Below are 20,335 nucleotides of genomic sequence, written 5' to 3' on the forward strand. Positions count from 1 at the left end.
GCCGATGTCCCACAGTGGCCCCCGTTTTTGTGCCACCACGAACCAATTCCCACCACGCGACCGGGCACGGCAGGTGCACGTTCAACAGTAGGCCGCCAACAGCCCTTGCGGGCAGCGCTCCACAGCTCTTGCCCGAATGCGGACCTCGCAGACCCACCGTCCGATATGAGCCGAACGGGTGATACCAACCGGCTCGGCCGGATCACTCGCCCCCCTCTTGTCCGCTTTATTCCCTTCTCGTCCACCGCCACTCCCCCGGAGCGTCTCGATCGAGCCTCGATCACTTCGGACATCGGGTCTCGATCACGCCTCTACCGGCACAGCCGCCTCACGCGCGGCGTCCGGCCCCTGCTCGAGCAGAACCGCGAACCCGTCCTCGTCGAGGACGGGGACCTTCAGCTGCATCGCCTTGTCGTACTTCGACCCCGGGTTCTCGCCCACCACGACGAAGGAGGTCTTCCTCGAGACGGAACCGGTCACCTTCGCCCCCCGGCTCTGCAGCGCGTCCTTCGCACCGTCCCTGGTGTGTGTGGCCAGCGTGCCCGTGACGACGACGGTGAGCCCTTCGAGCGGTCGCGGCCCCTCGTCCTCGCCCGCTCCCTCGTCCTCCATCCGGACACCGGCCTCCCGCCACTTGCGCAGGATCTCGCGGTGCCAGTCCTCGGCGAACCACTGCTTGACCGAGGCGGCGATGATCGGTCCGACCCCGTCGGCGGCGGCCAGCTCCTCCTCGGACGCCTCGTCGATCCGGTCGATGGACCGGAACTGCCTGGCCAGCTCCACGGCGGCCACCGGCCCCACATGACGGATCGAGAGCCCGGTGAGGACCCGGGCCAGCGGGGCCTGCCGTGCCGCCGCGATGCCGTCGAGCATGGCCACGGCGTTCTTCTTCGGTTCGCCCTGCTGGTTGGCGAAGACCGTCGCGATCTTCTCCTCGCCGCTCTTCGGATCGCGCTTGGGCAGCCCGCTGTCCTGGTCCAGGACGTAGGCCCGGATCGGCAGCAGCTGCTCCACCGTCAGGCCGAAGAGGTCGCCCTCGTCCAGCAGGGGCGGCTCGGCGGGCTCCAGGGGCTTGGTCAGAGCAGCGGCCGCCACATAGCCGAAGTGGTCGATGTCCAGGCACTTGCGTCCGGCGAGGTAAGCCACCCGCTCCCGCAACTGCGCCGGGCAGGACCGCGCGTTGGGGCAACGGAGGTCGATGTCGCCCTCCTTCATGGGGCGCAGCGGCGTACCGCACTCGGGGCAGTCGGCCGGCATGACGAACTCCCGCTCGCTGCCGTCGCGCAGGTCGACGACCGGGCCGAGGATCTCCGGGATGACGTCGCCCGCCTTGCGGAGCACCACCGTGTCGCCGATGAGGACGCCCTTGGCCTTCACCACGTTCTGGTTGTGCAGGGTGGCGAACTCGACCTCGGAGCCCGCCACCTCGACGGGTTCCACCTGGGCGTACGGCGTGACCCTGCCGGTGCGTCCGACGCCGACCCGGATGTTGACCAGCTTGGTGTTGACCTCTTCCGGGGCGTACTTCCAGGCGATCGCCCAGCGCGGTGCGCGCGAGGTGGAGCCCAGCCGGCCCTGGAGCGGGATCTCGTCGAGCTTGACGACGACCCCGTCGATCTCGTGCTCCACGGAGTGGCGGTTCTCCCCGAAGTACGCGATGAACTCCCGTACGCCGTCGAGGGAGTCGACCACCTTGTTGTGCCGGGCCGTCGGCAGGCCCCATTCGCTCAGCAGCTCGTAGGCGTGCGAGAGGCAGTCGATGTCGAAGCCCTCGCGGGCTCCGATGCCGTGCACCACCATGTGCAGCGGGCGGGTGGCGGTGACCTTCGGGTCCTTCTGGCGCAGGGAGCCGGCCGCCGCGTTGCGCGGGTTGGCGAAGGGCTTGTCGTCGGCCTCCACCAGGCGGGCGTTGAGCCCTTCGAAGGCCTCCATCGGGAAGAAGACCTCGCCGCGGATCTCGACGAGCGCGGGGATCCTGTCCCCCTTCAGGCGGTGCGGGATCTCGGCGATCGTGCGGACGTTGGGCGTGATGTCCTCGCCGGTCCGGCCGTCGCCGCGGGTCGCCGCGCGGGTCAGCTTCCCGTGCTCGTAGGTGAGGTTCACGGCGAGACCGTCCACCTTGAGCTCGCACAGGAAGTGGTAGCCGCCGCCCGTGCCGACGTCCCGTGCGACACGCTCGGCCCAGGCCGCGAGCTCCCCGTCGTCGAAGGCGTTGTCCAGGGAGAGCATGCGCTCGCGGTGCTCCACGGACGTGAACTCCGTGGTGTACGGCCCGGCGACCTTCTGGGTCGGCGAGTCCGGCGTACGCAGCTGGGGGTGCTGGTCCTCGATGGCCTCCAGCGCACGCATCAGCCGGTCGAACTCGGCATCGCTGACGACCGGCTGGTCCTTCACGTAGTACCGGAAGCGGTGTTCCTCGATCTGCTCGGCCAGGAGCGCGTGCTGTTCCTGCGCCTCCGCCGGCACACCGGTCAGCTGCTGTGCCTGCTGTTCGCCGGCCATCGTCCGATCCTCCCGTTGACCCGTTGCCCCGTTACTCAGGGTTGTCTGCGAGTGACCTCGCGGCCCGGGCGCAGTGGGCGAGCGCGGCGCGCGCGTACGCGGGCGATGCCCCCGCCAGCCCGCAGGACGGGGTGATCACGACGGACTCGGTGAGAGTCCCCGGATTGAACCCCAGCCTGCTCCACAACGTCCTGACACCCATGACGCTACCGCCAGGGTCCGACAATGCGGTCGAGGCCGCGTCGACTCCGGGAACCACGCCGAGGAAGAGCTGGGTGCCGGCGTCGACGGCTTCCCCGATCGCGTCCTCCTCACGCTCGGTGAGGAGAGAGAAGTCGAACGAGACGGCGCCCGCACCGGCGCGGCGCAACAGGGCGAAGGGCACCTCGGGGGCACACGAGTGGACCACCGTCGGCCCGTCGCCGTTCACCGCGAGCAGCTCGCGCAGGGTTCCCTCGACGACCTGGCGGTCCACGGCCCGGTAGGTCCGGTAACCGCTCGCGGACCTGACCCGCCCCAGGAGTACGGCGGTCAGGGACGGTTCGTCGAGCTGGAGCACGACCTCGGCGCCGGGAACCCGGCGCCGGACGTCCGCGAGGTGCGTGCGCAGCCCCTCCGCCAGCGAACCGGCCAGGTCACGGCAGGCTCCCGGGTCGCCGAGCATGGCCTCGCCGCCCCGCAGCTCAAGGCCGGCGGCCAGGGTCCAGGGGCCGACCGCCTGGACCTTGAGGAGCCCCTCGTAGCCCTGGGTGTGCTCCTCCAGGGCGTCGAGGTCCTCGCCGAGCCAGGAGCGGGCGCGGCGGGTGTCCCTGCCGGGACGGTCGCTGATCCGCCAGCCACTGGGCTCGACATGGCCGTACATCTCGACGAGCAGCCCGATGGTCCGCCCGGTCATGTCCGCACCGGGTCCCCGCGCGGGCAGCTCCGCCAGGTACGGCATGCCCTGCCCGTCGGCGAAGGACCCGGCGACGGTCTTGGCCGCTTCCCGTGCGTCACCGCCCGGCATGGACCCGATACCGGTGGCGGCACACCCGCTGAACTTGCTCTTCTCGCTCACGGGCAGAGCCTACGGGCCGTACCGCCCCCGGTTTCTCAGCGGCCGGGGCGGACCGTCAGGTTGTTGATCTCGGCGTCGCGCGGCAGGTCGATCGCCAGCAGGATCGTGGTGGCCACGGACTCCGGGTCGATCCAGCGTGAGGGGTCGTACTCCTTGCCCTCCTGCTGGTGGACCTTGGCCTGCATGGGGCTGGCGGTGCGCCCGGGATAGACAGATGTCACCCGGACGCCGCTGCCGTGCTCCTCGTGGCGCAGCGAGTCGGCGAGGGCCTTCAGGCCGTGCTTGCTGGCGGCGTACGCGCCCCACTCGGCGTGGGCTTCGAGCCCGGCGCCGGAGTTCACGAAGACGACGCTGCCCTTGGAGACGCGCAGCTGCGGCAGCAGCAGCCGGGTCAGTTCGGCGGGGGCGATCAGGTTGGCGTTGAGCTGGAAGTGCCAGGCCTTGGGGGTGAGGTCACCGATCCTGCCGAGTTCGACGACGCCCGCGATGTGCAGCAGCGAGTCGAGCCGTTCGGGCATCGGCTGCTGTCCGAAGGCCCAGGAGAGCCGGTCCGGGTTGCCGAGGTCGCCGACGAGCGTGCGGGCCCCGGGGTGGAGGGCGGCCAGTTCCTTGGCCCGCCCCGCGTCCCGGGCCAGCAGCACGAGCTCGTCGCCGCGCTCCAACAGGCGGCGGGCGACGGCCGCTCCGATACCGGAGCCGGCCCCGGTGATGAGATGAGTAGGCATGCCCTCATGCTGTCACCCCGCCCCGGCCTCACCGCAGGCCGGCCGACTCCTCCAGGTAGGCGAGCGCCCCGACACCGTCCTTGGCGAAGAAGACCAGGTCGGTGAGGGGCACCGGCAGGAAGCCCTCGTCCTCCATGCGCTGGAACTGCTGGCGCAGACCGTCGTAGAACCCGGCCGTGTTCAGCAGGACGACGGGCATGGTGTTCTTGCCGTGCTTCTTCAGCTCCAGGATCTCCGTGGCCTCGTCGAGCGTCCCCGTGCCGCCGACCATGACGACGACCGCGTCGGACTTCTCCAGGAGCAGCGCCTTGCGCTCGGCCAGGTCCTTGGCGATCACCATCTCGTCGGCGTCGGTCCTCGCCTTCGCCGCCAGGAACTCCACCGACACGCCCACGAGCCGCCCGCCGGCCGCCTGCACCCCGTCGGCGACGACCTTCATGAGTCCGCTCTCCGACCCTCCCCAGACCAGGGTGTGCCCGCCCCGGCCCAGCAGTTCGGCGAATTCCCGGGCGGGCACGGTGTAGCGGTCGTCGAGGTCGGCGGCGGAGAGAAAGACACAGATGTTCATGCCACCACCGTACGGGCCGCCCCCCGGCACTCCCCCGGAGCGGGAAGAAACCGGCCCGCCGGACGGCTGAACCAGTCATGACTTCCGCATCAGGACACCGCATCACCGTCGAGCCCGAAGCCGTGCACGTGCGCGTGGTACGCGACGGGCAGCTGCTCGCCGAGAGCCGGCGTCCGCTCGCCCTGCGCGAGACGGGCTGCCCGGTCAGGTATTACCTGCCGCCCGAGGACGTCCGTACGGAGCTGCTGACGCCCTCGGACACCCGTACGCACTGCCCGTTCAAGGGGGATGCGTCCTACTGGTCGCTGCCCGGGGCGGCGGACCTCGTCTGGGCCTATCCGGAGCCCAAGGACCAAGTCGCCGCGATCAAGGACCACTTCTGCTTCTACGACACGGCCGTCGTCACCGACTGACCGTCAAAAATACTTCTGGTGACGACCGATGAGTTTTGCGGGCGGCATCGGTCAACCCTCACATGGACAAGACTCTCTCCCGTGACGGCACGTCCGTCGCCTACCGGCGTCGGGGTGACGGGCCGCCGGTGATCCTGGTCGGCGGGGCGCTGAGCAGCGCGGCGACCGAGGCACCGCTCGCCGAACTGCTCGCTCCGCGGTTCACGGTCGTCACGTACGACCGCCGTGGCCGCGGCTCCAGCGGCGACAGCGGTCCGTACACGGTCCGGCGCGAGATCGAGGACCTGGCAGCGGTGGCGGCCCGGGTGGGCGAGCGGGTGTCGCTGTTCGGCATGCTGTCGGGCGGCGCGCTGGCCCTGGAGGCGCAGGCGGCGGGGCTGCCCGTGGATCTCCTCGCGGTCTACGAACCGCCGTACACCCCCGGGCCGGCCGGCCTCCTGTTCAAGTCCCGCTGCACGGCCCGGCTGCACCGGATGCTGTCCATCGGGGACCGCGACGGCGCCGTCGCCCTGTACATGTCCCGGACCGGCGTCCCGGAGGAGACGATCGCCCGCATGCGGCACGCCCCCCTGTGGAAGAGCCTGGAAGCGCTGGCGCACACCCTGGCGTACGACGACGCACTGCTGGGCAACGGCACGGTCCCGGCGGAGCGCTTCGCGTCCGTGACGGCGCGCACGCTGGTGGTCTGCGGCGGCTTCAGTCCCGACCGGACCCGTGAGACGACTCTCGCCCTCGCGGCGGCGGTCCCCCGGGCACGGCACCGCACGCTGACCGGCCAGACGCGCGATCTGGCACCGCAGGCGATCGCACCGGTCCTGGCGGACTTCTTCGCGCGGGACGTGTTCCTGCGCGAGACGTCGTAGCGGACCCCCTGAACCGGCCGGGTCGCCGCAGGGGAGCGACCCGGTCCGAGGCTGTGCGTCAGCCCGCCGCCGCCCTCTCGCGGCGGACGGTCGTGGCGATGGTGGCGGAGCCGACCACCCTGGTGCCGTCGTACAGGACGACGGCCTGGCCGGGGGCCACACCCCGTACGGGCTCGGTGAACGAGACGTGCAGGGTGCCGTCGGTCAGCTCCGCCGTCACCTCGGTCTCGCCGCCGTGGGCGCGCAGCTGCGCGGTGTACGTACCGGGGCCGGCCGGGGCCGTACCGCACCAGCGGGGCTTGATGGCCGTGAGGGCCGTGACGTCGAGGGCCTCGGCCGGGCCGACCGTCACCGTGTTGTTCACCGGCGAGATGTCCAGCACGTAGCGGGGCTTGCCGTCGGGGGCGGGGTGGCCGATGCGCAGACCCTTGCGCTGGCCGATGGTGAAGCCGAAGGCGCCCTCGTGGGTGCCCACCTTCGTACCGGACTCGTCGACGATGTCACCCTCCGCAGGGCCACCGAGACGGTCCGCGAGGAAGCCCTGGGTGTTGCCGTCGGCGATGAAGCAGATGTCGTGGCTGTCGGGCTTCTTGGCGACGGCCAGGCCGCGGCGCTCGGCCTCGGCGCGGATCTCGTCCTTGGTGGTGAGGGTGTCGCCGAGGGGGAACATGGCGTGCGCGAGCTGCTTCTCGTCCAGGACTCCGAGGACGTAGCTCTGGTCCTTGGCCATGTCCGAGGCGCGGTGCATCTCCCGGGTGCCGTCGTCGTTCAGCACGACGGTGGCGTAGTGGCCCGTGCAGACCGCGTCGAAGCCGAGGGCCAGGGCCTTGTCGAGCAGTGCGGCGAACTTGATCTTCTCGTTGCAGCGCAGGCAGGGGTTGGGGGTGCGCCCCGCCTCGTACTCCGCCACGAAGTCGTCCACGACGTCCTCGCGGAAGCGTTCCGCGAGGTCCCAGACGTAGAACGGGATGCCGATGACGTCCGCCGCACGGCGGGCGTCCCGGGAGTCCTCGATGGTGCAACAGCCGCGTGCCCCGGTACGGAAGGACTGCGGGTTCGCGGAGAGGGCGAGGTGCACACCGGTCACGTCGTGGCCTGCCTCGGCGGCACGGGCCGCGGCGACGGCGGAGTCGACTCCGCCCGACATGGCGGCGAGCACACGGAGGGGGCGCTGGGAGGTCTCAGTCATAGCCCATCCAGAGTACGGGTCCCCGGGAACCGAATGCGCGCGGATATGCGTTGACGATCACATGGGGACCAGAGGCAGGGCCGGAGGATCCGGGAGCGGGTCGCGCGGCATCAGCAGACGCTCGCTGCTGATCGGCGGCGCCGCGACCGCCGTGGGCACGGCCGCGCTGGCCGCGGAGGAGATCCGGCGCGTCTGGTGGCGGGTACCGGGCGTGGAGAAGCCCCGCAAGCCCGGTGAGCTGGACTTCGCCGGTGCCCGGTGGGTGGCGGCCTCCGAGGCGAACTGGCGGCGGGCCGACCGCCCCGACGACTACGGCGTGGACCGGGTGATCATCCATGTCACCCAGGGCAGCTTCGCCAGCGCGGTCAAGGTCTTCCAGGATCCGGCGCACCGTGCCGCGACGCACTACATCGTCGGCCAGGACGGCCGTGTGACGCAGATGATCCGCGAGCTGGACGTGGCGTACCACGCAGGAAACCGCTCGTTCAACGAACGCAGTGTCGGCATCGAGCACGAGGGCTTCGTCGACCGCCCGAAGGACTTCACGGCCCGGATGTACGAGTCCTCGGCGCGGCTGACGGCAGCGATATGCGCGCGGTACGGGATACCCGTGGACCGCGAGCACATCATCGGGCACGTCGAGGTGCCGGGCACGGACCACACGGATCCAGGACCGCACTGGGACTGGGACCGCTACATGAAGCTGGTCCGGGCCGCTTCCAGGGCAGCCAAGGCCGCGGAGGCGACGAAGGCTAGCTGAGCCCTGCCGTACGGGCCCGTTCGACCGCGGGGCCGATCGCCCGCGCGACGTCCTCGACGTCCTGCTTGGCGGAGGTGTGGCCGAGCGAGAAGCGCAGGGTGCCGCGGGCCAGGTCCGGGTCGGTGCCCGTGGCCAGCAGCACATGACTCGGCTGGGCGATGCCCGCCGTGCACGCGGAGCCGGTGGAGCACTCGATGCCCTGGGCGTCGAGCAGCAGCAGGAGGGAGTCGCCCTCGCAGCCGGGGAAGGTGAAGTGGGCGTTGGCGGGCAGCCGGCCGCCGGGGGCCGGGTCACCGCCGAGGACCGCATCGGGGACGGCCTGCAGGACCGCCGCGGTCAGGTCGTCGCGGAGCGCACCGATCTCGCGGGCGAAGTCCTCACGCCCGTCGGCGGCGAGCCGTCCGGCGACCGCGAAGGCGGCGACGGCGGGCACATCGAGTGTGCCGGAGCGCACATGGCGCTCCTGTCCGCCGCCGTGCAGCACGGGGACGGGGGTGTGGTCACGGCCCAGGAGCAGCGCTCCGACACCGAAGGGGCCACCGATCTTGTGTGCGCTGACGGTCATCGCGGCCAGCCCCGACCGGGCGAAGTCGACCTCGAGCTGCCCGAAGGCCTGTACCGCGTCGGAGTGCATGGGCACATCGAACTCGCGCGCGACATCGGCCAGTTCGCGAATCGGCATGACGGTGCCGATCTCGTTGTTGGCCCACATGACGGTGATCAGCGCGACATCGTCGGGGTTGCGGAGGATCGCCTCGCGCAGGGCCTCGGGGTGCACACGTCCGTACCGGTCGACGGGCAGGTAGTCGACGGTGGCGCCCTCGTGCTCGGCGAGCCAGTCGACGGCGTCGATCACGGCGTGGTGTTCCACGGGGCTGGCGAGGACCCTGGTGCGGCGGGGGTCCGCATCGCGCCGGGACCAGTAGAGGCCCTTCACGGCGAGATTGTCGGCCTCGGTCCCGCCCGAGGTGAAGACCACCTCGCTGGGGCGCGCGCCGAGGGCGTCCGCGAGCGTCTCTCTGGACTCCTCGACGGTGCGGCGGGCCCGGCGCCCGGCGGCGTGCAGGGAGGACGCGTTGCCGGTGACGGCGAGGTGCGCGGTCATCGCCGCGATCGCCTCCGGGAGCATCGGAGTGGTCGCTGCGTGGTCGAGGTAGGCCATGGTGGACACGATTCTACGAGTCCGCGGCGGGGCTCATGCCGGGCGCATGGGGTCAGGGCTCCCGAGGGGGGTCCTGGAAGGCGTTCGGGAAGGCGGTCGGGAAGGCGTGCGGCCCCACCCCGGCCCGGAGCCCGATCCGGTACCGGGAGAGCTCTCGGCCCGCCCCGGTCAGCCGCCGAAGTTCCAGGAGACGGTGCCGTTCTCGGTGACCAGGACGGCGAGGACGACCAGGTCGGCGATGCCGAGGGCGAGCCCGAGCAGGGCGCGGCCGCGGCGGGCGGTGGAGCGGGCGAGGGCGATGACCGCCATGACGATGGCGACGGGCCCGAGCAGGATGTTCATCACCAGGAGGCCGAGCAGCCCGAGCACGAACGAGGCGACGGCCAGGCCGTCCGCCTCGCGGGAGGCTTCACGGGAGGGCGCGCGGACGCCGGGCGTCCGGTCGGCCTGCGGAGCGGCCCCGGCCCCGGTGGCGTTCCGGGTTCGGGTACGGGTTCGGCGGGCGAGTGCGGTGGTGAGGGTCATGGTGCGTGCTCCTTCGGATCCGGTGGGATACGCGGTCGGGGGCCGGGTCAGCGGGTCCGGCGGCCGAGGCGCTCACGGACTCCGAAGAGCGCCAGCCAGAGGCCGATCAGGGCGGCTGCCGTCAGCGCCAGGGGCAGCGGCAGATGTGCGACCGCTCCGAGGACGACCCCCAGCAGGAGCAGGGCGGCGACGAGGACGAACATGTGTGGCCCTTTCTGCGAACATTTGAGAGTACGAGTGTTCACTGACTTCACAGTCTAGACCCCCGACCCCTTCCAAGACTCGGAGAACGGTTGTTTACTGAATGGCATGAGTCACACCGTCGGCATCCGCCAGGCCCAGAAGCTGAAGACACGTCAGGCACTCCTGGACGCCGCCCTGCGGCTGCTGGAGCACCAGAGCCTGAGCAGCCTGGGCCTGCGTGAGGTGACGCGGGCCGTGGGCGTCGCCCCGACCGCCTTCTACCGCCATTTCGACGACACGGCGGCACTGGGCGTCGCCCTCGTCGAGGAGACCCTGGGCAGCCTGCACGGCATGATCGGGGCGATCCTCGCCGAGACGGGCGACAGCGAGGAGCGACTGGACCGCAGCGTCGAACTGATCGCCCGTCATGTGGCCGAGCAGCCGGCCCACTTCCGCTTCATCGCCCGCGAACAGCACGGCGGCGTGGGCCCCGTCCGCGAGGCCATAACCTGCCAGCTGCGCCGCTTCGCCGAGGAGGTGGCGGCGGCCCTCGGCACGGAGCCGGAGTCGGCCGGCTGGGACCGGGAGGACCTCCTGATGCTGGGCGGGCTGTACGTCGACCACATGGTGCTCACCGCCTCGGCGCTCCTGGACGCGGGCCCCAAGGACGAGCGGGCGGTCGTCCGGCAGGCGCGACGCCGACTGCGCCTGGTCACGCTGGGCCGGGCCCACTGGCTGGACAGCCCATAGGGTCGTCGCCATGAGCGAATGGACTCTCGACCGGACCTTCACCAGTTCCTCGGGCGAGGTGCGCTGGGCCGTGCTCGGCCCGGAGCAGGCCCCGCCGGTCGTCCTGGTGCACGGCACGCCCTTCTCCTCGTACGTCTGGCGCGGTGTCGCCCGTGCGCTGGCCCAGGACCACCGCGTGTACGTGTGGGACCTGCCCGGCTACGGCGCCTCCGCCCAGTTCGAGGACCAGGACGTGTCCCTGCGCGCCCAGGCCTGGGTCTTCACCGAGCTGCTCGCCCACTGGGGCCTGCCCGAACCGGCCGTGGCGGCCCACGACTTCGGCGGCTGCGTCGCTCTGCGCGCGCACCTCCTGCACGGCGCCCGCTACCGGCGCCTCGCGCTCGTCGACCCGGTGGCGCTGGCCCCGTGGGGCTCGCCCGCGTACCGGCTGCTGGGCGGCCACGCCGAAGTGTTCGTAGAGTTGCCGGCCGCTCTGCATCGCGCGCTGGTGACCGAGTACGTGAGTTCCGCGAGCCATCCGGGACTGCATCCCCAGGTGCTCGAACGGCTCGTCGCCCCGTGGTGCACCGAGACCGGGCAGCCCGCCTTCTACCGGCAGATCGCCCAGAACGACCAGCGGTTCACCGACGACATCCAGCACCGGTACGACGAGCTCGAGCTGCCCGTACTGATCTGCTGGGGCACCGAGGACACCTGGATCCCCGTCGCCCGGGGGCATGAACTGGCCGCGCTGATTCCGGGCGCCGGACTCCGGCTGGTCGCCGGGGCCGGGCACCTCGTCCAGGAGGACGCGCCGGCCGAGCTGACCGCAGCCCTCGCCGGCTTCCTGCGTACACACCCGTAACCGCTGCCGCGCCCTCGCGCGGGCGGATCGAGGCCGGCGCTCCGGTCCTCCGCCGCTCAGCCGCGTGGTGCGCGGGCCAGCTGGCGGGACTGTGCCACCAGACGGTCGGCGCTGTCCCAGACCTCCGCGTCCTCCTCCAGGAAACCGCCCGCGAGGTTGCGGGTGGTGATGGAGACGCGCAGCGGCCCGGGAGCCGGGCGGCAGCGGATGTGGGTGGTGAGCTCGATCGTGGGCGTCCAGCCCTTCAGGCCCAGCTCGAACGAGGTCGGCGGCAGCGCGTCGACGGTGAGCAGCAGTGAGAGCGGGTCCGCGTCGCGGCCGTCCGCGAGTCCGAACCAGCCCCGCATCTCGCCCTTGCCGGACGGTGCGCCGATGGCCCAGCCGATCGTCGCCGGGTCGAGCTTGATGTCGAGCCGTTCGGTGATGGCGGAGCTGCCGGGGATCGCCGCCGGGCCGTCGGCCGGGCCGAGGCAGTGCTCCCGCGGCGGGATGGCGGGCAGTTCGGCGGACGTGAGGACGTCGCCGGTGAGGCCGTCCAGATCGCCGTAGGTGGCGAGCACGCGGATCCGCTCGATCTCGCTGCCGTCCTCCGCGTACTGGAAGAGCGAGGCCTCTCCGGTGGAGAGCGTGCGGCCGGTGCGGACCACCTGGGTACGGATGACGGCGGGGCCCGGGACGGAGGCCGTGAGGTAGTGCGCGGAGACCGAGAACGGGTCGGAGTGCGGGAGAGCCTCTCCGAGCGCCCGGCCGAGCATGGCCAGCAGATAGCCGCCGTTGACGGCGTGGATGATCGTCCATCCCGCGGAGAGCTCGGCGTCGTAGACGCCCTCTTCACGGAGTGTGACGGCGGTGTCGCGGTCGAACTCGCTGTCACCGATGGTTGCCTGCGCTGTGCGCGGCGCCTGCGCTGCTGCCTGTGCCATGCGATGCACGGTACACCGACTGCGTTACTGAGCGGTAGCTTTGTATGACGATTACATGACCGCCGGGGTCTCCTCCGCGGTCGCCGAGCGCCGGTTGTAGGCGCGCGGAGCCCGCCAGTGGAAGCGCATCGCCAGCAGCCTCAGGACGAACGCGGTGATGACCGCGGTACCGCTGGTGAAGGCGTTGAGGGCGTCGAAGCGGATGCAGAGCACCACCATGACCGCGCCGACGATCGCGGGCACCGCGTACAGGTCGCGGTCCCAGCGCAGCAGGGACGGCACCTCGTTGGCGAGTACGTCGCGCAGCACACCGCCTCCGACGGCGGTGGCCAGCCCCAGGACGGCCGAGGAGGTGAGGCCGAGACCGTAGTCGTAGGCCTTGACCGTGCCGGCGACACAGAACAGGCCGAGGCCTGCCGCGTCGAAGACGTTGACGCCGACCTGGATCCGCTCGACGTGCGGGTGGAGGAAGAACACGAGGCCGGCCGCGAGCAGCGGGGTCAGGAAGTAGCCGAGATCCGTGAAGGCCGCGGGCGGGATCGCCCCGATCATCACATCGCGGAAAATCCCTCCGCCCAGCGCTGTCACCTCGGCGAGCACCGCGATGCCGAAGACATCGAAGTTCTTGCGTACGGCGAGCAGGGCGCCCGAGATCGCGAAGACGAAGATCCCGACGAGGTCGAGCGCATGCTGGACGGAGGGAGTGAAGAGTTCGTTGAGCACCGGACAGTTCTACAACGTCCGGTGCCCACGATGTCACCCGGAGGCCGTCAGGCGGTGCCGGCCTTCCCTTCGGAGCCGGCCTCGGCCACGGGCGCGGCCGCGTCCGCGTCCGCCGGCTCGTCCGGGGCGTCGGCGGTGTCGGCTGCCTCACCCTCGGGCGCGGACGCCTTCTCCGAACCGGCTTCCGCTTCGGCTTCGGCTTCGGCTTCCGCTTCCGCTTCGGCATCGGCTTCGGCTTCCGCTCCGGCGGACTTCTCCGCCACCGGCGCCACTGCGACCGAATCGGCGGGGGCCTTCTGGGCGGGCACCTTCACAGCGGGCGCCTTGTCGGCGACCGGCTCCTCGGTGGACGTCCCCACGACCGCCTCGATACCCGTGGCCCGGGTCAGCCCGATCGTCCCGTCCTCGATCTCGGCCGCGAAGTGGCAGGCCACCTTGTGCCCGTCACCGACGTCCGTCAGGACCGGACGCTCGAGCGCGCACTTGTCCTGCACCCACGGGCAGCGGGTGTGGAACCGGCAGCCGGCCGGCGGGTTGGCCGGCGAGGGCAGGTCGCCCTGGAGCAGGATCCGCTCCCGCCGGTCCTCGACCTCGGGGTCGGGCACCGGCACCGCGGACATGAGCGCCCGGGTGTACGGGTGCTTCGGGCCGGCGTACAGCGCGTCGCTCGGCGCCTCCTCCACCAGGGAGCCCAGGTACATGACCCCGATGACGTCGGAGATGTGCCGGACGACGGCGAGGTCGTGGGCGATGACGAGGTAGGTGAGCCCCAGCGACTGCTGCAGCTCCTCCAGCAGGTTGATGACCTGCGCCTGGATCGACACATCGAGCGCCGAGACCGGCTCGTCGCAGATGATCACGTCCGGTTCGAGCACCAGGGCGCGGGCGATGCCGATGCGCTGGCGCTGGCCGCCGGAGAACTCGTGCGGATAGCGGGACAGCGAGTTCGCGGGCAGTCCGACCTTGGCGAGGATCGCCTTGATCTTCTCCCGGCGGTCGTCCCGGTCGGTGCCGATCCCGTGGGCCGCCATGCCCTCGGAGAGGATCGACTCGATGTTCTGCCGCGGGTTGAGGCTGCCGAGCGGGTCCTGGAAGACCATCTGGAGCCTGCGGCGGTACCGGCGCATCTCCTCGTCCGGCAGCTTGGCCAGGTCGGTGCCGTCGAAGACGACCTCACCGGAGGTGATGTCCACGAGCCGCAGCACGGCACGGCCCAGGGTCGTCTTGCCGCAGCCCGACTCGCCCACGAGCCCGTACGTCTGTCCGGCCTCGACGCTCAGCGAGATGCCGTCCACGGCGTACACGTGTCCGACCGTACGGTCGAAGAAGACACCCTTCTTGACGGGGAAGTGGACCTTCACATCGTCGAGTTCGAGCAGGCTCATGCCGAAACCTCCGCCTTGGGCAGGACCGGGTTGACACAGCGCACCTGGTGTCCGGCCGTGCGTGGTTCGGTCAGTTCGGGAGTGCCCGTGAGGCACTCCATCGTGTAGAAATCGCAGCGGGGCGCGAAGGCGCAGCCGTCGGCCCAGGCGATCTTGTCGTTGATCGATCCGCGGATCGGGTGGAGCGGCTCCCCGCGCGGTGCGTCCAGACGCGGGATGGACCCGAGCAGGCCGTGCGCGTACGGATGCGTGGGTGCGGCGAACAGCTCACGCCGGTCCGCGGACTCCACGGCCCGTCCCGCGTAGAGGACGTTGACCTGGTCGCAGATGCCGGCGACGACCCCGAGGTCGTGGGTGATCATCAGCAGGGCGGTGCCCTCCTGGTCGACCAGTTCCTTGAGGAGTTCCAGGATCTGGGCCTGGATGGTCACATCGAGCGCGGTGGTCGGCTCGTCGGCGATGAGCAGCCGGGGTGCGCAGGCCACCGCCATGGCGATGAGCGCACGCTGCCGCATACCGCCGGACAGCTGGTGCGGGTACTCCTTCAGCCGCCGGCGCGGGTCCGGGATACCGACCCGGTCCAGGAGGTGGGCGGCCTCCTTGCGGGCGGCCTCCCCCTTCAGGCCGCGGTGCCGCTGGAGGATCTCGGTCACCTGGACACCGATGGGGATCACCGGGTTCAGCGAGGACAGCGGGTCCTGGAAGATCATCGCGAGCTGGCTGCCGCGCATGTCGCGGAGCTTGCGCCGGCTGATGGTCAGCAGGTCCTGGCCGTCGAACTCCACACGTCCGCCGACCTTCACGCCCTTGTCGGGCAGCAGGCCCATCAGGGCGAGCGAGGTCACGGACTTGCCGCAGCCGGACTCGCCCACCAGACCGACGACCTCGCCCTGGTCCACGGTGAAGGAGACACCGTCGACGGCGACGGAGTCCCTGCGGCCGCGTCCGCCGAAGGTGACGCTGAGCTGGTCAACATTGAGCAGTGCCATGGGAGATCAGCCTCGCAGCTTCGGGTCGAGGGCTTCGCGCATGGCCTCGCCGAGCAGGGTGAAGCCCAGTGCGGTGATGATGATCCCGACGGCCGGATAGGCGGCCATCATCGGCTCGTTGTCGAAGAACCGCTGCGCCTGGGAGAGCATGACGCCCCACTCCGGGATCGCCGGGTCGGGGTTGCCGAGGCCGAGGTAGGACAGGGCCGCGGCTTCGATGATCGCGGTGGCGAGGCTGAGCGTCGCCTGGACGATCACCGGGCTCAGCGAGTTGGGCAGGATCTGCGTGAGGACGATCCGCTTCTTCCGGATGCCGAGCGCCTTGGCCGCCAGTACGTAGTCCGCGCCGCCCTGGGCGAGCATCGAGCCGCGCAGCAGACGGGCGAAGACGGGGATCTGGACGACGCCGACGGCGATCATCACGGTGGTCAGGGACTGGCCCATCACGGCGGCGATGGATACCGCCAGGAGCAGCGAGGGCAGCGACAGCATCAGGTCGGTGATACGCATGATCACGGTGTCGATCCGCTGCCCGACCTTGCCGCCGAGGGTCGCGGCGGCACCGGACAGCACACCGACGATCGCGCCGATGACCAGGCCGATGAGCATCGAGACCACACCCACGAGCAGGGTCTGGCGTGCGCCGACGAGCATGCGGGAGAACAGGTCGCGGCCGAGGTGGTCGAGGCCGAACCAGTTCTCGCCGCGCATTCCGACGAACTTGCCCTGGTTGGTGAAGACTTCGCCGCGCCAGGTCTGGGCGGTGGGGCTGTAGGGGGCGATCCACGGTCCCACGATCGCGAGCACCACGAACACGCCGATGACGACCGCGCCGATGATGGCCATCTTGCTGCCCCTGAGCCGCCGCAGGGCCTCGCGCCACAGGCTCGCGCCCGCGGTCGACTCGGTCTGCTGGGTCAGTTCGGCGAGCCGGTCGATCTTGTCGGCCCTGTTGGTCAATGTCGTCACGTCAGTGCACCCGCACTCTCGGGTCGATGATGCTGTACGCGAGGTCGACCAGCAGGTTGATGAGGACGTACACCATCGCGATGAAGAGGATGAACCCGACCAGCACCGGGTAGTCGCGGGCGTCGATCGAGGTACGGATGAAGGAGCCGATGCCTCCGAAGGAGAAGACCGACTCGGTCAGCACCGCGCCCGACAGCAGGCTGCCGGTCAGCAGGCCCACCGCGGTGACCACGGGGAGCAGCGCGTTGCGCAGCACGTGACGGCCGCGAACGACCCGCTTCTCCAGGCCCTTGGACTCGGCGGTGCGGATGTAGTCCTCGCCGAGGACCTCCAGGACGCTCGCCCGGGTCATGCGCACGATCACGGCGAGCGGAATGGTCGCGAGGGCGATCGCGGGCAGCACCAGGTGCATGATCGCGTCCCAGGTCGCGTCGAGCTCACCGGTCAGCAGGCCGTCCAGGGTGGCGAATCCCGTGATGTTCGTGGCGTCGAGACCCGTGGAGAGCCGTCCGTAGCTCGGGAAGATGTGCAGCTGGACGGCGAGGATGCCCTTGAGTATCAGCGCGAGGAAGAACACGGGGATGCAGATGCCGATCAGCGATCCGGACACCGAGGCGACGTCGAGCCAGCCACCGCGGTGGCGGGCGGCGAGGTAGCCCATCGGGATGCCGATCAGGACCGCGATGACGATCGCGGCGACGCTGAGTTCCACGGTGGCCGGGAAGCGCAGGACGAATTCGTCCCACACCGGCTGACCTGTCTGGGTGGAGGTGCCGAGGTCCAGTTCGAAGATGCGCTTGAGGAAGCGCCAGTACTGGACGTAGACGGGCTCGTCGAGCCCCAGCACCCGGTTGATGCGCGCCACTTCGGCTTCGGTCGCCCGCTCGCCCAGGATCGCTGAGGCGGGTCCGCCGGGCAGCCGGTTCAGCCACAGGAAGAGCAGAACCGACAGGCCGAGCAGGGTGGGTATGAGCTGTAGCAGTCTTCGTACGACGAGTCGCAGCACCCCGCGTGCCCCTTTCTAACGTGTCGAAAAGTGGGTCCGCCCGGCCACCGGGAAGGGGTGGCCGGGCGGACCCACTGATGTGCGGTTACTTGAAGGAGACCTCGGCGAAGTTCTCCTGCGTCAGCGGGGAGACCTTCGGCGGGTTGACGTTCTTGGCGAACGCGATCGCGGGCGGCGAGGACGAGATCGGGAGACCCGGCAGGTACTCCATGATGGTCTCGTTGGCCTTCTTGTAGGCCTCGACGCGTCCGGCGGGGTCGACGACCTTCGAAGCGGCGTTCACCGAGTCGAAGACCTTGTCGTCCTTGAAGCCCCACTGCTTGTCGGCGCCGGCGAACCAGGTACCGATGAAGTTGAAGCCGTCGTTGAAGTCACCGGTCCAGCCCAGCATGTGCAGGGCGCAGGAGCCGGCCTCGGTGGCGTCCAGGTAGTCCGGGGCCCACTTCATGGCCTTCGGGACGACCGTGATGCCGGCCTTCTCGAGGTCGGCCTTCATCAGCTCGAACATGTCCTGCGGGGCAGGCATGTAGGGGCGGGTGACCTCGGTCGGGTAGCAGAACTCGAGCGTGAGCTTGCTCTCGCCGGCGGCCTTCAGGAGCTGCTTCGACTTGTTCGTGTCGAAGGGGTACTGCTTCACCTTGTCCGAGAAGCCGGCGACCGTGTCGGGCATGAACTGCGTGGCGACCTTGCCGCCCTCGGGCAGCTGGGTCTTGACGATGTTCTCGCGGTCGATGGCGTGCGCGATGGCCTGCCGGACCTCGGGCTTCTTCAGCGCCGGGTTCTTCGACTGGGTCATGCCCACGTAGAAGAGGTTGAAGACGTCACGGGTCGGGACCTCGTAGCCCTCGGACTCCAGCGTCTTGATGTCCGCGGGCGCGACCAGGTCGTAGCCGTCGATGTCACCGGCCTGGAGCGCCTGGCGGCGGCCCTCCTCGGTGTCGATCGTGCGGAAGACCAGGTTCTTCACCTTGGCCTTGGCGCCCCAGTAGTCGTCGAAGCGCGCGAGGCTGACTTCCTTGTTGCTCTTGTTCCACTTGGTGATCTTGTACGGGCCGGTGCCGGCGACCGTGCCGGCCTCCTGGCTGTACTTGGGGTACGTGATCGCGTCGCCCTTGGCGGTCGCGTCCTGCTTCTCGTACTCCTTGAGGGCCTTCGGCGAGTGGATCGCCAGGGCCTGCAGGGAGAAGCCGCCGGGCAGGTTGGCCGAGGGCTCGTTGACCTCGATGACCGCCGTGTTGGCGTCCTTCGCGGTGCAGGACTTGTAGTTCGCCTTCGGCGCCTCGGGGTCCTCGTTCTTCGCGAAGCCGCCCATGATGGACTGCCAGTAGTACGAGACCGCGCTGGACTGGTACGTACCCGCCCAGTTGAACCAGTGGTCGTAGTTCGCGCAGACCGCGGCGGCGTTGAACTCCTCGCCGTCGTGGAACTTCACGTTCTTACGGAGGTTGAACGTCCACACCTTGCCGGCGGGGTCGCTCTCCCACTTCTCGGCGAGTCCGCCGACGAGCTTGGAACCGCCGGGCTCGTGCTCGAGCAGGGCTTCGAAGGCCTGACGCGTGACCCGGAAGGTCTCACCGTCGCTGGCCAGCGCCGGGTCCAGGGACCCGGGGTCGCCCGCACCTGCGAAGACGAAGGTGTCCTTCGCTCCGTCCTTGGCATCGTTGTCCCGCTCACTGGAGCAGCCCGTGGCGATCAGGCCGACGGCGACAGCCGCCGTGATCACCCGAACAGTTCGGGACTTGAATATTCGCATGTGGGTCCACCCCAGGTCAGCAGTGTGTGGAGAGGTATTGATTCGCCCGAACACTACATTCGCGAAGCAGCCCGGAGAACAGTCCGCATAGCGGTGATACCTACCTGAGACCCGGACACTCAACAAACCGACCAGATACGGGACATCCTGCCCGCGCTTGTTAACCCGTTCGCAATCGGGGCGGGTTCAGCGGAGGTGCGAGGGCGGGTAGCCGTACCCCGGCGCGGCAGCGGGCGGCGGGCCCGCCGGGGCGTGCGCCTCGCGGTCGTAGAACGGACGGGAGTTGGCGCGCAGCCACATGGCGACGGGGTCGTACTCGTCGGACATGGACACCGTCGAGACGGGCAGTCCGTCGGGGACCACGCCGATCGACTGCTGCATCATCGCGCGGACCGCGTCGACGGAGGGCCGGCCCGTGTCGTAGAGATCGAGCCCGATCGCGAGATACGGGGCGCCCAGCGCGGGCTGCACCCAGGCGCGGCGCAGCGCGCGGACGGCGGGGGTGCGGTGGGCGTTGTGCGACAGAAGGGCGTAGAACTGCGGGATCTCGATGGCGGGGTCGGAGAGCTGCAGCGGACCGGCGGGCATCCGGTCGAGGCCTGTCGCGATGCGGCGCAGGTCCAGCCAGGGGATGCCGACGCCGCCGCCGGGGGCGTGCGGGTTGAGCCAGATGCCCCAGCGGTCGGGGAAGAGGGACCGGGCGATCTCGCGGCCGGTGACCAGCTCGTGGGACCTGTTCCAGCCGCTGGCCGAGAGTTCCTGGGCGGAGGTCACGCACGGGGCGTAGCCCATGCCGTCGATCTCCATGTTGCCGTACTGGGCATCGGGCGAGCCCGCGGTGCCGTGCCAGAGCAGCATCCAGACCTGGCCGTCGGTCAGGGCCTGCAGCAGCGCCTCGTAGGCGTCGAGGCGCCCGGGGGCCACTTGCCGCAGCATGTGCTCGACCTGCCCGGCCTCCGCGGTGCCTGACGCACTCACCCTGGGTCCCGCCCCTCGTTCGTTCCGCTGCCCCGTCGTGCCGCGGTGCTGTTGCCCCGCACCCGGGC

General features: G+C 70.4%; 21 protein-coding genes. 5 read left to right on the top strand and 16 right to left on the bottom strand.

What is annotated here, in order from left to right; translation table 11 throughout:
* Nucleotides 1-303: 303 nt before the first annotated feature.
* Genes ligA through OG257_RS11960 form a run of 4 tightly spaced genes read right to left on the bottom strand, consistent with a single transcriptional unit; the run spans nucleotide 304 to nucleotide 4,852 of the window.
* Entirely contained in the window at nucleotides 304-2,502 is a 2,199-nt protein-coding gene (gene ligA / locus OG257_RS11945) for an NAD-dependent DNA ligase LigA (protein WP_329207142.1), read from the bottom strand.
* Between the two features lie 31 nt (nucleotides 2,503-2,533).
* Nucleotides 2,534-3,559, bottom strand: coding sequence for a methionine synthase (locus OG257_RS11950; protein WP_329207143.1), 1,026 nt, complete (start codon nucleotides 3,557-3,559; stop codon nucleotides 2,534-2,536).
* A 35-nt stretch (nucleotides 3,560-3,594) separates the two neighbouring features.
* Nucleotides 3,595-4,284, bottom strand: a complete 690-nt coding sequence (locus tag OG257_RS11955; protein WP_329207145.1) for an SDR family oxidoreductase — start codon at nucleotides 4,282-4,284, stop codon at nucleotides 3,595-3,597.
* A gap of 28 nt (nucleotides 4,285-4,312) precedes the next feature.
* A complete protein-coding gene (locus OG257_RS11960) occupies nucleotides 4,313-4,852 on the bottom strand; it encodes a TIGR00730 family Rossman fold protein (RefSeq protein ID WP_329207147.1) in 540 nt (179 codons plus the stop codon).
* Between the two features lie 77 nt (nucleotides 4,853-4,929).
* On the opposite strand from OG257_RS11960, the gene OG257_RS11965 reads away from it, so the two are divergent.
* The gene (locus OG257_RS11965) at nucleotides 4,930-5,265 is read left to right on the top strand and encodes a DUF427 domain-containing protein (RefSeq protein ID WP_329207149.1); all 336 of its coding nucleotides are present in this window, start codon (nucleotides 4,930-4,932) and stop codon (nucleotides 5,263-5,265) included.
* Nucleotides 5,266-5,327: 62 nt separating this feature from the next.
* Nucleotides 5,328-6,128 carry an alpha/beta fold hydrolase gene (locus OG257_RS11970; RefSeq protein ID WP_329207150.1) on the top strand — a complete coding sequence of 267 codons (801 nt, stop codon included), beginning with the start codon at nucleotides 5,328-5,330 and terminating at the stop codon, nucleotides 6,126-6,128.
* 58 nt (nucleotides 6,129-6,186) lie between these two features.
* Here the strand turns inward: OG257_RS11970 and mnmA are convergent, their stop codons facing one another.
* Entirely contained in the window at nucleotides 6,187-7,317 is a 1,131-nt protein-coding gene (gene mnmA / locus OG257_RS11975; RefSeq protein WP_329207152.1) for a tRNA 2-thiouridine(34) synthase MnmA, read from the bottom strand.
* A 61-nt stretch (nucleotides 7,318-7,378) separates the two neighbouring features.
* On the opposite strand from mnmA, the gene OG257_RS11980 reads away from it, so the two are divergent.
* Entirely contained in the window at nucleotides 7,379-8,077 is a 699-nt protein-coding gene (locus tag OG257_RS11980) for an N-acetylmuramoyl-L-alanine amidase (RefSeq protein ID WP_329207155.1), read from the top strand.
* Here the strand turns inward: OG257_RS11980 and OG257_RS11985 are convergent.
* The 3 genes from OG257_RS11985 to OG257_RS11995 all read right to left on the bottom strand — a co-directional run bounded on the left by OG257_RS11985 (nucleotide 8,070) and on the right by OG257_RS11995 (nucleotide 9,967).
* Nucleotides 8,070-9,239, bottom strand: coding sequence for a cysteine desulfurase family protein (locus OG257_RS11985; protein WP_329207157.1), 1,170 nt, complete (start codon nucleotides 9,237-9,239; stop codon nucleotides 8,070-8,072). The two genes, OG257_RS11980 and OG257_RS11985, sit on opposite strands and share 8 nt — an antisense overlap.
* Before the next feature lie 168 nt (nucleotides 9,240-9,407).
* Nucleotides 9,408-9,764 carry a DUF4190 domain-containing protein gene (locus tag OG257_RS11990; RefSeq protein ID WP_329207159.1) on the bottom strand — a complete coding sequence of 119 codons (357 nt, stop codon included), beginning with the start codon at nucleotides 9,762-9,764 and terminating at the stop codon, nucleotides 9,408-9,410.
* Nucleotides 9,765-9,811: 47 nt separating this feature from the next.
* The gene (locus OG257_RS11995) at nucleotides 9,812-9,967 is read right to left on the bottom strand and encodes a hypothetical protein (protein ID WP_329207161.1); all 156 of its coding nucleotides are present in this window, start codon (nucleotides 9,965-9,967) and stop codon (nucleotides 9,812-9,814) included.
* Between the two features lie 106 nt (nucleotides 9,968-10,073).
* Here OG257_RS11995 and OG257_RS12000 point away from each other — a divergent pair, with 106 nt between their 5' ends.
* Both OG257_RS12000 and OG257_RS12005 read left to right on the top strand, forming a co-directional pair.
* Nucleotides 10,074-10,697 carry a TetR family transcriptional regulator gene (locus OG257_RS12000; RefSeq protein WP_329207162.1) on the top strand — a complete coding sequence of 208 codons (624 nt, stop codon included), beginning with the start codon at nucleotides 10,074-10,076 and terminating at the stop codon, nucleotides 10,695-10,697.
* A gap of 10 nt (nucleotides 10,698-10,707) precedes the next feature.
* Nucleotides 10,708-11,541, top strand: a complete 834-nt coding sequence (locus tag OG257_RS12005; RefSeq protein WP_329207163.1) for an alpha/beta fold hydrolase — start codon at nucleotides 10,708-10,710, stop codon at nucleotides 11,539-11,541.
* Between the two features lie 56 nt (nucleotides 11,542-11,597).
* Here the strand turns inward: OG257_RS12005 and OG257_RS12010 are convergent, their stop codons facing one another.
* From OG257_RS12010 to OG257_RS12045, 8 genes are all read right to left on the bottom strand, one after another.
* Nucleotides 11,598-12,464: a thioesterase family protein gene (locus OG257_RS12010; RefSeq protein WP_329207165.1), complete on the bottom strand. Its 867-nt coding sequence runs from the start codon at nucleotides 12,462-12,464 to the stop codon at nucleotides 11,598-11,600.
* Between the two features lie 51 nt (nucleotides 12,465-12,515).
* Nucleotides 12,516-13,187: a trimeric intracellular cation channel family protein gene (locus OG257_RS12015; RefSeq protein ID WP_329207166.1), complete on the bottom strand. Its 672-nt coding sequence runs from the start codon at nucleotides 13,185-13,187 to the stop codon at nucleotides 12,516-12,518.
* Between the two features lie 47 nt (nucleotides 13,188-13,234).
* Nucleotides 13,235-14,572, bottom strand: coding sequence for an ABC transporter ATP-binding protein (locus OG257_RS12020; protein WP_329207168.1), 1,338 nt, complete (start codon nucleotides 14,570-14,572; stop codon nucleotides 13,235-13,237).
* On the bottom strand, nucleotides 14,569-15,561 hold the full coding sequence (locus tag OG257_RS12025) for an ABC transporter ATP-binding protein (RefSeq protein WP_329207170.1): 993 nt from the start codon (nucleotides 15,559-15,561) through the stop codon (nucleotides 14,569-14,571). Before OG257_RS12025 ends, OG257_RS12020 begins: the two co-directional genes overlap by 4 nt.
* Before the next feature lie 6 nt (nucleotides 15,562-15,567).
* Nucleotides 15,568-16,530 carry an ABC transporter permease gene (locus OG257_RS12030; RefSeq protein ID WP_329207171.1) on the bottom strand — a complete coding sequence of 321 codons (963 nt, stop codon included), beginning with the start codon at nucleotides 16,528-16,530 and terminating at the stop codon, nucleotides 15,568-15,570.
* 1 nt (nucleotide 16,531) lies between these two features.
* Nucleotides 16,532-17,536, bottom strand: coding sequence for an ABC transporter permease (locus OG257_RS12035; protein ID WP_329207172.1), 1,005 nt, complete (start codon nucleotides 17,534-17,536; stop codon nucleotides 16,532-16,534).
* 85 nt (nucleotides 17,537-17,621) lie between these two features.
* On the bottom strand, nucleotides 17,622-19,289 hold the full coding sequence (locus OG257_RS12040) for an ABC transporter substrate-binding protein (RefSeq protein WP_329207173.1): 1,668 nt from the start codon (nucleotides 19,287-19,289) through the stop codon (nucleotides 17,622-17,624).
* A gap of 186 nt (nucleotides 19,290-19,475) precedes the next feature.
* On the bottom strand, nucleotides 19,476-20,267 hold the full coding sequence (locus tag OG257_RS12045; protein WP_329207174.1) for an enhanced serine sensitivity protein SseB C-terminal domain-containing protein: 792 nt from the start codon (nucleotides 20,265-20,267) through the stop codon (nucleotides 19,476-19,478).
* Nucleotides 20,268-20,335 lie beyond the last annotated feature (68 nt).

Source organism: Streptomyces sp. NBC_00683, from assembly GCF_036226745.1.
GTDB lineage: Bacteria > Actinomycetota > Actinomycetes > Streptomycetales > Streptomycetaceae > Streptomyces.